The 13,667-nt window shown below is 33.7% G+C and carries 14 protein-coding genes and 1 tRNA gene; 10 read left to right on the top strand and 5 right to left on the bottom strand.

Annotated elements, in window-relative coordinates; all coding sequences use genetic code 11:
- The first annotated feature begins 70 nt into the window (after window positions 1–70).
- Genes EIG86_RS12370 through EIG86_RS12360 form a run of 3 tightly spaced genes read left to right on the top strand, consistent with a single transcriptional unit; the run spans window position 71 to window position 1,997 of the window.
- A complete protein-coding gene (locus tag EIG86_RS12370) occupies window positions 71–967 on the top strand; it encodes a DUF6607 family protein (protein ID WP_127846493.1) in 897 nt (298 codons plus the stop codon).
- 2 nt (window positions 968–969) lie between these two features.
- Window positions 970–1,506: an FMN-binding protein gene (locus EIG86_RS12365; RefSeq protein WP_127846492.1), complete on the top strand. Its 537-nt coding sequence runs from the start codon at window positions 970–972 to the stop codon at window positions 1,504–1,506.
- Window positions 1,506–1,997, top strand: a complete 492-nt coding sequence (locus EIG86_RS12360) for a hypothetical protein (RefSeq protein WP_127846491.1) — start codon at window positions 1,506–1,508, stop codon at window positions 1,995–1,997. Before EIG86_RS12365 ends, EIG86_RS12360 begins: the two co-directional genes overlap by 1 nt.
- A gap of 74 nt (window positions 1,998–2,071) precedes the next feature.
- Here the strand turns inward: EIG86_RS12360 and EIG86_RS12355 are convergent, their stop codons facing one another.
- Window positions 2,072–2,464, bottom strand: a complete 393-nt coding sequence (locus tag EIG86_RS12355; RefSeq protein WP_127846490.1) for a PUR family DNA/RNA-binding protein — start codon at window positions 2,462–2,464, stop codon at window positions 2,072–2,074.
- Between the two features lie 76 nt (window positions 2,465–2,540).
- Window positions 2,541–4,301 (bottom strand): ABC transporter ATP-binding protein, encoded by a 1,761-nt coding sequence (locus EIG86_RS12350; protein WP_127846489.1) that lies wholly within the window; start codon window positions 4,299–4,301, stop codon window positions 2,541–2,543.
- Window positions 4,302–4,449: 148 nt separating this feature from the next.
- Here EIG86_RS12350 and nusB point away from each other — a divergent pair, with 148 nt between their 5' ends.
- The 7 genes from nusB to EIG86_RS12315 all read left to right on the top strand — a co-directional run bounded on the left by nusB (window position 4,450) and on the right by EIG86_RS12315 (window position 8,484).
- Window positions 4,450–5,391 carry a transcription antitermination factor NusB gene (nusB, locus tag EIG86_RS12345; RefSeq protein WP_127846488.1) on the top strand — a complete coding sequence of 314 codons (942 nt, stop codon included), beginning with the start codon at window positions 4,450–4,452 and terminating at the stop codon, window positions 5,389–5,391.
- Between the two features lie 55 nt (window positions 5,392–5,446).
- Window positions 5,447–5,941, top strand: coding sequence for a DUF1573 domain-containing protein (locus tag EIG86_RS12340; RefSeq protein WP_127846487.1), 495 nt, complete (start codon window positions 5,447–5,449; stop codon window positions 5,939–5,941).
- Between the two features lie 3 nt (window positions 5,942–5,944).
- Window positions 5,945–6,250, top strand: coding sequence for a preprotein translocase subunit YajC (gene yajC, locus EIG86_RS12335; RefSeq protein WP_127846486.1), 306 nt, complete (start codon window positions 5,945–5,947; stop codon window positions 6,248–6,250).
- Window positions 6,251–6,335: 85 nt separating this feature from the next.
- A complete protein-coding gene (locus EIG86_RS12330; protein WP_127846485.1) occupies window positions 6,336–6,896 on the top strand; it encodes a thioredoxin family protein in 561 nt (186 codons plus the stop codon).
- A gap of 101 nt (window positions 6,897–6,997) precedes the next feature.
- Window positions 6,998–7,315 (top strand): thioredoxin, encoded by a 318-nt coding sequence (gene trxA, locus EIG86_RS12325; RefSeq protein ID WP_127846484.1) that lies wholly within the window; start codon window positions 6,998–7,000, stop codon window positions 7,313–7,315.
- 78 nt (window positions 7,316–7,393) lie between these two features.
- Window positions 7,394–8,326, top strand: a complete 933-nt coding sequence (locus tag EIG86_RS12320) for a DUF58 domain-containing protein (protein ID WP_127846483.1) — start codon at window positions 7,394–7,396, stop codon at window positions 8,324–8,326.
- Window positions 8,327–8,410: 84 nt separating this feature from the next.
- Window positions 8,411–8,484, top strand: a tRNA-Asp gene (locus EIG86_RS12315).
- Window positions 8,485–8,667: 183 nt separating this feature from the next.
- Here the strand turns inward: EIG86_RS12315 and EIG86_RS12310 are convergent.
- The 3 genes from EIG86_RS12310 to EIG86_RS12300 form a co-directional block, all read right to left on the bottom strand.
- Complete coding sequence (locus EIG86_RS12310) at window positions 8,668–8,964, bottom strand: thioredoxin family protein (RefSeq protein WP_127846482.1); 297 nt, start codon at window positions 8,962–8,964, stop codon at window positions 8,668–8,670.
- Window positions 8,965–9,033: 69 nt separating this feature from the next.
- A complete protein-coding gene (locus EIG86_RS12305) occupies window positions 9,034–12,486 on the bottom strand; it encodes an efflux RND transporter permease subunit (RefSeq protein ID WP_127846481.1) in 3,453 nt (1,150 codons plus the stop codon).
- Window positions 12,487–12,488: 2 nt separating this feature from the next.
- Window positions 12,489–13,667 (bottom strand): efflux RND transporter periplasmic adaptor subunit, encoded by a 1,179-nt coding sequence (locus EIG86_RS12300; protein WP_127846480.1) that lies wholly within the window; start codon window positions 13,665–13,667, stop codon window positions 12,489–12,491.

The raw sequence follows: 13,667 nt of genomic DNA, 5'->3' as shown, positions 1-13,667 counted from the left end.
TTTATTTTTATCTAATCTAAATAAAATTACATATTTTTGTCGAAGAATTTTAACATAAAACTTTAATCAAATGGTAAACAAAATTTTACGCCTTTCAGCAGTATTTTTAATGGGAATCTTGTCGATGCAAGCCCAAGAATCAAAAAAAGCAATGGACAAAGACGCCATCAAATCCATGTGTGGTTGTTTTGAAGTGAGTTTCAAGTACACCGAAACTTTTTCTCCCGAAATCGACTATGAGAAAAAACTAGATTATACAGCTTATGCTTTGGAATGGGCAGAAGTTGTAGAAGAAGGCAAAGATGATATTTCTATTCAGCATCTATTAGTGATCAACGATTCAACGGTCATCAAACACTGGCGACAAGATTGGTTATTTGAAAACGATAAGCTTTTCAGTTATAAAACTGACAATACTTGGAAGTTCTATAATGAAAACAATAATGATGACGGGCAATGGACACAAAAAGTCTACCAAGTAGATGACAGTCCGAGATACTCAGGAACAGCTACTTGGGTGCATTACGATGGAAAACACTATTGGGAAGATGAAGCGAATTCACCTTTACCAAGGCGTGAATATTCCAAAAGAGATGATTACAATTTGATGAAACGCGGCAATCGTCAGGAAATTACTCAAAATGGTTGGATTCATGAACAAGACAACAAAAAAATCATTAAGCATGACAATGGTGAGGAAGAATTGTTGGTGATGGAAAAAGGCTACAATACTTATGAAAAAGTTGATGATGAAAAATGTAAAATAGCGCAAGATTGGTGGAAAGAAAATCAGAAATACTGGTCTAAAGTTAGAAAAATTTGGGATGAAGTTTATGCTGAACATGCTGAATTACAATTGAAAAAATCTGTAGAAGGTCGCCCGCTTTTTATGCATTTGACGCCAGAAAATGCACCGAATAAAAAGGACATTAGAGCCACGATTGAAAAATTCATTGTAAAAAGCTAAGTATGAAAATTTTGAAAGTATTCGGAGTTTTTATTTTAACTTTATCTTTATGGAGTTCAGTATTACAAGAGATTCCGGCAAGATTGAAAGCAAAATTAGATGCCGCTGTAAGTTCAACTTATGAAGTCGAAAGCTTTGAACTTCAAGAAATTTCAAAATCAGATTTAGAACTTGAAGCTGATCCGAAATACGATCAGCTTCATATTTATAAAATTTTGGATGTCGACAAAGTTGTGGGTTACGCTTATCTTTCTGAAGCCAATTCTAAAAAAGATGTTTTTGATTACGTTGTGATGTATGATACAGATTTTAGCATCAAAAAATCTAAAATTTTGATTTATAGAGAAAAATACGGTCGTCAAGTCGGGTCGCAACGTTGGTTGAAGCAGTTCAATGGAAAAAAGAGTGAAAATAATTTGGAATACGGCGAAGATATTGCCGCAGTTTCTGGCGCTACAATTACGGCAACTGCCATGACCGATGCCATCAAAAAATCCTTAAAACAGATGGCTATTTTGAAATCTAAAATTACAGATTAATGCAAATTTCAGGAACTTTAAAATCTTTGCCACTTCATTTGAAATATTTGGTGACGGCATTTTTATTGGTGTTGAGTATAGGCTACTTTACCGGAATTCGTTTTGTGGATCACACGACAGCCCAGACACCATTTGGTATTCAAGAAAATTATCTGGGCAATGAATCTGATGAAGATGCTACAGAAATGAAATTTAAAAAATCAAAACAAGAGATGTTGAACATTGTTCATACTCATATATTGTCTATGGCAATGATTTTTCTCTTGACTGGCGTTTTAGTCGCCATGACAAATCTGAAAATAGGTTTCAAAAAAATACTAATGATTGAGCCTTTTGTTTCTATTTTAGGCACTTTTGGCGGAATTTATTTACTTTGGAGTGGAATATTATGGATGAAATACGTCATCATGATTTCTGGAATTCTAATGACATTAGCCTTTGCCGCTTCAGTTGTTACGGTAATGATTTCAACTTGGTATGTGAAAAAATAATTCCGTGATTTTACATAAGAAAGCCGATTTAAATCACATTTAAATCGGCTTTTTTAAATGAATAACTTTAAATTTTAAATATCGTCAAAACTGACGTTAGTAAAAGCTTTTGCAGTACCGTGTGTTGAAGCACTTTCTGCACTAAAGTTATCTTCTCTTTCAGAAGGTTTTGTGAAGTCTTTTTGGTGCCGCTCACTGATGACTTCTTCACCTTTTTGGTCAATGATGAAATCTGTGGTGTCTTGCAGTGCTTGTTTGAAATCTTCAAAATCTTCTTTATACAAATAGATTTTGTGTTTTCTGTAGAAAAAAGAACCATCGTCGTTGGTGAACTTTTTACTTTCTGTAATAGTGAGATAATAATCGTCAGCTTTGGTAGATCTTACGTCAAAAAAGTAAGTTCTTCTTCCAGCTCTAATTACTTTTGAGAAAATGTCTTCATTCTTCATCGATCCTTGATCGTCCATAATTGTTATGATTAAATTTGATTAGTATAATGTTGGTTCAAAAATCTTAAAAAAAATTAAAAATCCCAATAAAAAATCAATTTTCTTTTTTAGTAAGCTGTTCTTGATATAATTCTTTATAATATCCGCCTTTATTCATAAGTTCATTATGAGAACCATGTTCTATGATTTTACCGTCTTCTAAAACAATAATCTGATCTGCATTTTTAGCTGAAGACGCACGATGACTTACAACTACAGATGTTTTGTTGTCAGAAATTTTATTCAACTTATTGAAGATTTCCTCTTCTGTTTCGGTGTCGACAGCAGAAAGACAATCATCAAATAATACAATTTTTGGATCTTTTATGATAGCTCTTGCTATAGAAACACGTTGTTTTTGTCCACCTGAAAGCGTAATGCCACGCTCGCCCAAAATGGTATCGTAACCTTTATTGAAATTGATAATATTGTCATGTACTGCAGCATTTTTTGCTGCATCGATGATATCTTCTTCAGTAGCATTGGCTTTGCCAAACTTAATATTGTCGCGAATGGATGTGCTGAACAGAAATGCATCTTGAGGTACATAACCAATATCTTGACGCAGAATATTAAGGTCAATTTTTTCAATAGGCTTGCCGTCAATGGTGATTTCACCTTCATCCACATCGTAAAGTCTGCCGATGAGTTCTAGGATTGTAGATTTTCCAGAGCCGGTTTTACCCATAATGGCTAAGGTTTCTCCTGGTTTTATTTTGAATGAGACACCATTTAGCGCAGTAATATTTGTATCCTCATAAGTGAAACTCACATTTTTGAATTCTATTTCACCTTTTATATTTTCTAAACCGCCTTCAGCGTAATTTTTTATGCTTGGCTCTTCATCCAAAAACTCATTAATTCGTACTTGAGAAGCTTCAGCTCTTTGAACCATGGAAGTTATCCAACCCACTGAGGCTACTGGCCATGTCAACATATTGACATAAAGCAAAAATTCTACAATAACACCTACATTGTCTATTTTTCCATCGATATATTGTTGGCCACCGAAGTATATTACAAATAAATTACTAAAGCCAATTAAAAGTACCATGAGAGGGAAGAAGAAGGCTTGAACTTTAGCTAAATCAACGTTTTTGTCTTTACTTTTGTCAGATAATTCTACAAAGTCATCATTAAATTTTTCTTGTATACCATAAGATTTAATCACGGCAATACCGCTGAAACTTTCTTGGGTGTAAGTATTCAGATGTGACAAAAATTCCTGAACTTCAGTGCTTCGTTTGTTGATGGCTACACTCAATTTATAAATGGCAAAAGATAAAATTGGAAATGGAACCAAAGTGTATAAAGTCAACATTGGTGCGGCTTTAATCATATAAGAAATGACAACTACAAAAAGCGTGAGCGTTTGAACGCCATACATAAGAGCAGGTCCGACGTACATTCTTACTTTAGAAACATCTTCAGAAATCCTGTTCATTAAGTCACCCGTTCGGTTTCTTTTGTAGAAATTCAGCGATAAATCTTGATACTGCTGGTAAACTTCGTTTTTCAGATCATACTCAATAAATCTAGAGACAACTATAAAAGTTTGACGCATTAGAAAAGTGAGAATTGCAGAAGCTAAAGCGGCACCGATAATTAGTCCTATATTAAGCATCAGTTCAGACTTAACCTCATCAATGCTGGTAACTTCACCATTGATATAATCTTCAATGGCATTTGTAGAATCTCTGATTAATTGAGGTGTGAAAACAGAAAACACGCGCGCGCCAATGGTAATAATAAGTCCCAAAAGTAAGCGACCTCTATATTTGTAAAGATATTTGTTGAGACTTTTTAGTGCTTTCATGCAGGTTTTACCTTTCAGATTGCAAATGTAATCAAAAGAAAATTTCAGTGATTTTGATAACATAAGTTTAATAGGTCTAAAAAATTCAAAATAGAGCAAAAACTCTTTATTTTAATATTATTTTTGCCAAGAATTTTAGAATCAAAACATGCTCACAAGAAGACATATTCGCGCGAAAGTAATGCAATCTATTTATGCTTTTCAACAGGGAAATCAAGAAACGATGAAGGTTGAAGAGAAGTTCTTGAAAAAAAGTACTGACGAAATGTACAACCTTTTTCTTCTGAATTTGGAACTTTTGGTAAAGTTGCGAGAATACGCTGAGGAATACTATAACATTGTCAAGAAAAAATTTCTAGCTACAGAGGAAGAAAAAAACCCTAATAAAAAATTTATTAACAATGTTTTACTCAATAGAATTTCACAAAGTGAAAAGTTGAGTCAAATGATTGAAGACCGAAAATTGAAAAATTGGCAGAGGGACGATGAATTTCCTAAGATGATTTGGGACAAAATTTTGGATTCAGAGATATATTCTGATTATATTTTTACTGAAAATTCAGATTTTAAAGAAGATAAGGATTTTTTGATTGAAATTTTCAAAAATATTATTGCACCAAACGATGATCTTTACGAATATTATGAAGATCAAAATCTGACGTGGATTGATGATTTTCCTATTGTGAACACTACTTTTTTAAAATTTCTTCAGAAACAAAAGAAAACCGACGGGATTTTAGAAATTCCAAGATTGTATAAGAATTTTGAAGATGAAGGTTTTGCAAAAGAATTATTTAGAAAAACACTTCTTGCAGACGACCAATTATCTGAAATCATTAAAGGCAAAACACCGAATTGGGATCAAGATCGAATTGCTGAATTAGATAGCATTTTGATAAAAATGGCATTGTGTGAGTTTTTAAAATTCCCATCTATTCCAGTACGTGTAACCATCAATGAATACCTAGAGTTGGCCAAGGAATACAGTACGCCAAAAAGCAGCACTTTCATCAATGGTGTTTTGGATACAGTTTCAAAAGAATACCAAAGTGATGGTAAAATTAATAAAATTGGTCGCGGATTGATGTAATTGAAGAAATTATTATACTTTTGAAATAAATTTAATTTTAAAAATTTTAGTTACAATGAAAAAATTAATGTTATTCACAGTTGCTATAGCAACGTTTAGCTTGATGTCATGCAAAAATGACGCGTCTAAAAAAGTAGATGAAGAGAAAAAAGAAATGGCCGAAGAGCGTGACTCTAAACAAGAAGAGTTTCCAGTAATGGAATTTGAAGAAACAGAACATGACTTTGGTACAGTAGAAGAAGGAGATGTTGTAGAGCACACGTTTATGTTTACAAACACAGGTGAAGCTCCACTTATCGTTTCGAATGCTAAAGCATCTTGTGGTTGTACAGTACCTACATGGACAAAAGATCCAGTTGCTCCTGGCGAAACTGGTGAAATGCTAGTGAAATTCAATACTAGAGGGAAACCAAACCAACAAATGAAGCAAGTTAGAATTACTGCTAATACTGAAACAGGTAAAGAAACAATCAGAATCAAAGCTTTTGTAAATCCAAAAAATGGAGGTGCTAAAAATGCAGGTTCACCTATGAAAGTTCAGACAAAATAATTTATGGATCAATTAGGAAGTTTACTGCCTTTAGTCTTGTTATTTGTTGTTTTATATTTTTTTATGATAAGGCCACAAATGAAAAAACAAAAGCAAGAAAAAAACTTTATTAATGCTATCAAACGTGGAGATAAAGTTGTTACCAAAAGTGGATTACATGGTAAAATTGCTGATATGAGTGAAAAACTAGATGCGGTAATTATTGAAACAGGTGCTGGTAAAATGACTTTTGACAAGTCATCATTATCTTATGAGTTGACACAAAAAATCAACGCACCTAAAAAAGAAGAAAGTTCAGATAAAAAATAAATATTATCTGCTTCAAAAACTAAAAGCTGTCTGAAAAGACAGCTTTTTTTGTTTAAATTTGAACTGGAAAATAAAGAAATAACTTATGTCATTAACGCCATCAAACATGTTGGAATTGGGCACAAAGGCTCCAAGGTTTCAGCTTTACGATACCATTTCTAGAGAACACTGTTCACTTGACCAATTGAAAGGAGAAAAAGGAACTGTGATCATGTTCATTTGCAATCACTGTCCGTATGTGAAGCATGTAAATGAAGAAATAGTTCGTTTGGCTAATGATTACAGGATATTAGGATTCAATTTTATAGCTATTTCCAGCAATGATATCAAAAGCTATCCTGCCGACCATCCTGATGAAATGTTCAAAACTGCTAGATTTTTGAACTACCCTTTTCCATATTTATACGATGAAACACAAGAGGTCGCTAAAGCCTATAAGGCGGCGTGTACTCCAGATTTTTATATATTCGATGAAGCTTCAAGGTTAGTTTATCGCGGACAAATGGATGATTCTAGACCTAAAAATGGGATTCCTACTTCAGGCAGAAATATAAGAGAAGCTTTGGATGCTCTGCTAAATAATCGCGAAGTCTCAAAAATTCAAAAACCGAGTATGGGATGCAATATCAAATGGCGACAATATTAACAATAGTTAGAATTGATTCAGAAATAAGATTAAATAATGTATAAAACTGCAAAGTTTTAATTTGTAATTCCTAATTTTGTTTAAATTTAAACTTAAAAACTATGGCTTTAGAAATAACAGATAAAGATTTTCAAGAAAAAGTACTAGAAAGTGATAAACCCGTTATGGTCGACTTTTGGGCTGCTTGGTGTGGTCCATGTCGAATGGTAGCGCCAATTGTAGATGAGTTGAGCAGTGAGTATGCAGACAAGGCTGTAATCGCTAAAGTAGATGTAGACCAAAATCAAGAATTTGCTGCCAAATATGGTGTCAGAAATATACCTACAGTCTTATTTTTTAAAGATGGTGAAATGGTAAGTCGTCAGGTTGGAGTAGCACAAAAAGAAACTTATAAAGAAGCTATAGATAATTTGTTATAAGCTTCATTACCATAAAAAATTAGTAAAGGGTTTGGTGTTTTTCCAAACCCTTTTTTTATATTCGGTAAAAATCAGATTATGGATATTAAAAACGCTTCCAAACAAGCTTCGCTCATAAATAACCTTCCGCTGTTGGCTTCTCAAGTGGTTGAAGGTTTCATATCTGGAATTCACAAAAGTCCGTTTCATGGGTATTCAGCTGAATTTGCCGAACACAAGCTTTATAATAAAGGTGAAAGTACTAAGCATATCGATTGGAAGCTTTTTGCTAAAACAGATAAATTATACACCAAGAAATACGAAGAAGAAACCAATTTGCGATGCCATTTCATTCTTGACCAATCGTCTTCAATGTATTATCCAGAATACGATCAAATAAATACGGAGCAGTTGGATAAAATTTCATTTTCCGCACTTTCGATAGCTTGTATTATGCAACTTTTAAAAAAGCAAAGAGATGCTGCCGGAATTTCAATCTATGATCAGAAATTGAATTTCCAAGCTAGAGAAAAGGGGAGTGATCGGCATTTTAGAATGATTTATAGTAAATTAGAAGAAGTGATTCAAAATAGAAACGAATCCTACACCACCAATACTTACAAATTTCTGCATGAAATAGCTGAGAATTTGAAACGGCGTTCATTGGTTTTTTTATTTTCAGACCTATTTCAATATGATGTTTCAAAAGGAGAGCTTTTTGAGGCATTGCGACATTTGAAATACAACAAACATCAAGTGGTTTTGTTTCATACTTTAGATTATAAAACTGAAGTCAATTTTGATTTTGGCAGTTCCCCAAAACGCTTTTTTGATTTGGAAACCGGAAGTAAGATAGATTTATATGCGGATCAAATCGAGAAAGAATACAAGCAAAAGATGTCATCTTTTATCGAAGAATTAAAAATGACATGTGCAAAGTATAAAATCAGATACGTTGAAACAGATGTAAGAAAAAATTTTGAAAAAGTTTTATCGACTTATTTAGTTGAAACACAGAAGCTAAATGCGTAAGGTGAAAAAAAGGTAAAATTTTTTCTTCAAACTTGCTTGTGGAATTAAAAATAGGGTTTATATTTGCACTCGCAATTAAGCAACGGTCTGGTAGTTCAGTTGGTTAGAATACCTGCCTGTCACGCAGGGGGTCGCGAGTTCGAGTCTCGTCCAGACCGCTTTTTTAAGAAGTTGTGTTGTGAATATCTTAACTGATATTCTTTGGTTTAGAGTTGTTAAACCATCTGAAGTCTTTCCTTTTGGAAGGGCTTTTTTGTTTTCTATAAAGTGTGTTTTTTCATTTCAATCCATTAAAAATATCTATAAAAAAAACAGGTTTAGAATTTTCTAAACCTGTTTTTTTAATTGAAATCTTCCAAGAGATTTATAAGTTCATTTGCGTTGTATTTTTTACTATCACGCCAAACCATATCTCCTGATTTATAAAGCATATAAGTTGGTAGTTTTTTGACTTTTAAAGCATCTACCAAGTCTTGATTTTTTTCAGCATCTATCTTAATGATTTTTGCTCTGTCACCGACTGCGGCGGAAACTGATTTTAATAAATCGTGGATTTCCTCACAGTCCTCACTCCATTCTGTATAAAAATTCAGAAGAATTGGTTGTTCAATATCTATAAGATCTCCGAACTTTGTCATTGGAATTTAATTTTAATTAAAATTAAATTAAAAATTTTCATTCACCAAATATTTCTTGACTTTTAGTAATTAAGCAGTTACAGGTTTTTTATTAAATCTCAACTTGGCTCTGATGACTAGGTAAAACATGACCGGTACTACAATTAAAGTTAAAAACGTTGCGAAGATTAACCCAAAAATAACCGTCCAAGCTAAAGGTCCCCAGAAAATAACATTATCACCACCTATATAAACACTAGGCGCATAATCTACAAATAAACCAAAAAAGTCAATATTCAATCCTACAGCTAAAGGGATTAAACCTAAAACAGTGGTAATTGCAGTTAATAAAACTGGACGCAAACGTGATTTTCCGCCAGCCACAATTTCCTCAAAGTACTGATCTTTTTCAAGCATTTCATCATCTTCTATTTCGAGTTTTTCTTTTCTGCGATCTATTAAAATTTGTGTGTAGTCGACCAGTACAATTGCGTTATTAACTACAATTCCAGCTAAGGAAATGATTCCCATCATTGTCATGATAATGACAAAATCCATCTGAAATATGCTTAATCCAAAGAAAACGCCAGCCAAACTTAAGATAACCGCCGTTAAAATGATAACGGGTTTTGAAATTGAATTGAATTGGGCAACTAGAATTAAAAGAATACCACCAACTGCAATTAGCAAGGCTTTGATTAAGAAATTCAAATTTTCTTCTTGTTTTTCCTGCTCACCAGTAAATTTATAATTTACACTTTTATCAATATCAAAGTATTCCAATTCCTTTTCGATTTCCTGAACAATTTCATTACCATTATAACCGCCTAGAACGTTAGAATAAAGTGTGATGACACGCTTCAGGTCTTTTCTTTTTATTGAAGAAAATGTTGCGGATGGTTTGGTTTCTATTAGAGATGATATTGGGGTTTGGATAATTTCTCCCTTATTGTTTCTAAAGGTTAATGGCTGATTGAAAATAGCATTTTCATCATATCTCAGTTCTTCGTTGAAACGAACATTTATCTGGTAATCATCGTCTTCATCTTTGTAGGTTGAAGCTTCTTCACCAAAAATAGAACGTCGGATGGTTTGTCCAATTTGTGCTGTAGAGATGCCTAATTTTCCAGCTTTATCTCGATTGACAATAATATCAAGTTCTGGTTTAGATTTATTGATGTCAATTTTCAACTCTTCTATACCATCAATACCAGCTTTAGTAATATATTCTCGCATACGCTCCGCTTCGGCAAGCATCAGGTCATAATCTTCACCTTTCAATTCAATATTGATAGGGTAACCTTGTGGAGGTCCGGCTTCGTCCTTCTCAACAATAATAGAAACGCCTGGAAAACCCTGAACGGCTTCTCGAACTTCTTCCAAAACTTGACTACTTTCTACGCCTCTTCGTTTTCGGAATTCACGCATAGATAATGTTACTTTTCCACGGTGAGGCATTTCATTAACTTGTCCAGCGCTAGTTCTAGGATTTCCTGAGCCGACTCCGACTTGAGAAATAGCAGATTCTACCATAAAGTTATAACCGTCTTCATCTTCATATTTTTCGATAACATCATAAATGCGCTCCTCAACTTTTTTGGTCAGTTTGTTGGTTTTATCAATATCTGTACCTTCAGGATATTCAATATAAGCCATGATTTGGTTTGGCTCATTTTCTGGGAAAAACAATACTTTTGGTTGAACTATTCCTACCAAAACAAATGAGATAATTAATAAAATTATGGTACCGAAGAAAAAGACGTATGCTTTCTTTTTGTATAACGCAAATTTTAGGGTGTTTTCGTAATAATTTTCAAGCCATTTCAAAAATTTATATTGAAAATAATAAATTGCTTTTAATAAAAATAATTTATAAACCCATAGTAGAATAACACTTAATATAGTAATATTTCCGACCCCTCTAAGTAATCCAATATCTAATATAAAACCAGCTACAAGTAAAATTATACCGACAACAGCTAAAATAAGGCTCCAACGAATCATCTTCTTTGAAGTCAGTTTTTTCTCCTCAATTTTCATGTATTTTGATGTTAGCATAGAGTTTATAATCAATGCTACAAACAATGAAGAGCCCAAAACTACAGAAAGAGTGATAGGGAAGTAAATCATAAACTTTCCAATAGTTCCTGGCCACAAGCCAAGTGGGAAAAAGGCAGCTAAAGTTGTTGCTGTTGAGGCAATAATTGGCCAGGCAATTTCTCCAATACCTTGTTTAGCTGCGGCGGTTCTAGACATTCCTTGATCCATTAAAGAATAGACATTTTCAACCACAACAATTCCATTATCAACCAACATTCCTAGTCCCATAACTAAACCGAAAAGCACCATAGTGTTTAAAGTGAAGCCAAGGCTTGATAGAATAATTAACGATAAAAGCATGGACATTGGGATGGCAACACCAACGAACAATGCATTTCTGAAACCAAGAAAAAACATCAGCACAACAATCACTAATAATACACCAAAAATGATATTATTTACCAAGTCATTAACTTGATTTTCAGTCTTAACAGATTGGTCGTTAGAAAAGCTAATTTTTAAGGCTTCTGGAAGATAATTCTCTTGTTCTTGAGCTACAACATCTCTAATTTGCTCAACGGCTTCTATCATATTTTTGCCGGCACGTTTCTTAATATCCAGCATAACAACAGGTTCGCCATATTCTCTAGCAAAAGTTGTAGCATCTTTAGTTTGAAAATTGATTTCTGCGATATCTCCAAGGTAAACTTCCCCACCTTCATTTTTGACGACAATATCGTTGAGTTCTTGTGGGTTATCAATTTCACCTAAGATTCTAATGTTTTTTTGGAAACCATTGGTGATTACATTTCCTCCAGAAATGGTTTTGTTTTCACTTCGAATAGCGTTGATGACATCTGTAAAACTGATTTGCATCGCTGCCATTTTGTAAATATCCACAGCAACTTCTACTTCCTTGTCGTCTACACCTCTTATTGATGCTTCTTTGATTTGTGGCAAAAGTTCTATCTTATCCTGAAGATATTCAGCGTAATCTTTCAGCTTTTGGATTTTATAATTACCTGAAAGACTGATATTCAAAATGGGAAATTCTTCAGAAATATTCAAGTCGAACACATTGGGTTCTACTTTGGCACCATTGTCTAAAGTCGGCCAAGTGGTTTCAGACTTTACTAAATCTACTTTGTCTTTGATAAGCTGTTTAGCGTCCTGAACTTCGGTGTCTTCTTCAAATTCAACAATCACCATAGAGTAATCTTGCATGGTGGATGAAGTAATTTCGCGAACACCTTTCACATCCTTAAATTCTTCTTCCAGAGGTTCTGTAATGAACTTTTCAACATCTTCTACAGAAGTTCCAGGTTCAACGGAACTCACATAAATTTTAGTTTCTACAATTTCTGGAAACGCTTCTCTTGGCATATTGTAGTAAGACATTGTTCCGCCAATAAGGATTATTGCGATAATCACAAAAACCGTCATCTTATTGTCTATCGCCCAAGACGCAATGCCAAATTCTTTATAAGTGTTTTTCTTAGCCATTTTTATTTCTTTTCAAAATTTACGACTTTTACTTTTTCGTCTTTTTGAATGGTGCGTGCGCCTTCTGAAACAACAATATCATCGGCTTTCAATCCTTTTAGAATTTCAATTTCACCTTCGTAACTTTTTCCGACTTTTAGCGTTTTTTGAGCGGCAGTACCAATTTTGTCACTTTCCATATCCAATGCAAAAGTGAACGATTCCCCACTAGCATTTTCCTGAAGAATATTTTCAGGAATCGCTATAGCATTTTCTGAAGAATAATCGTTTAATTTCACGGTGGCAATAAGATTTGGTTTCACAAAGTCTATACTGTCTGGGATCGGAACTCGAACTCTAAAGTTTCGGTTGCTTTCTGAAATATTACTAGAGACTTGTGAAACTTTTGCAGTAAAGCTTTTGTTGATCGCTCTAATATCTACAATTGCTTCTGTGCCCACATCTATGCTGCCTACAAAATTTTCAGGAACATTAGCACTAACGTACATTTCTCCAAGATTTAAAATTCTAAAAATTGGCGTTTGGCTTGGTGCTACAACTTGTCCTTGATCAGTAATAATTTCATCTATTTTGCCATCAAAAGGTGCGTAAATCGTAGCTTTATTTAGTTGACTTTGCATTTGCTCTACCGAGTTGTCAAGTTGCTCAAAAGCAGTTTTGGCTTCAAGAAATTGAATTTCTGAGCCGATATTCTCCTCCCATAATCGCTTCTGACGATCGAATCTGGTTTTTGCTAATTCACGTTGAGCTTTCATTTCTGCAAGTTGGCTAGACAAACCGCCTTCATCAATTTTCGCTAGCTTTTGTCCTTTTCTAACTTCATCTCCCTCTTTTATAAAAATCTTTTCTAAAACGCCTGAAAACTCAGGATAAATTAAAATATTTTTATCGGTTTGGACATCGCCTTGTACTTTGATGTAGTGTTTGAAAGTTTTGGCGTCTAGTCTTAAAGCTTCAACTAAAGCTAAGCCAGAGTTGTCTTCGAAACTTTCTAATTTTTCATCTAGCTTTTTTAAATTGCTATTTATTTCTCGCATTTCTTTACTCAAAGATTCACGCTTTTCTTGTATTTCGGTTTCGTTTCCTGAAGCGATGATTTCTTCAACTGTTTTTTCTTCTTCTTTTCCACAAGAAATTAACAATAAAATGCTAAAAGTGCTGAGGTAGGCTAAATATTTCAT

Source organism: Psychroflexus aestuariivivens (genome assembly GCF_004010055.1).
GTDB lineage: Bacteria > Bacteroidota > Bacteroidia > Flavobacteriales > Flavobacteriaceae > Psychroflexus > Psychroflexus aestuariivivens.
The sequence above is the reverse complement of the archived record's forward strand: the minus strand, read 5'-3'. Positions and strand labels throughout refer to the sequence as shown.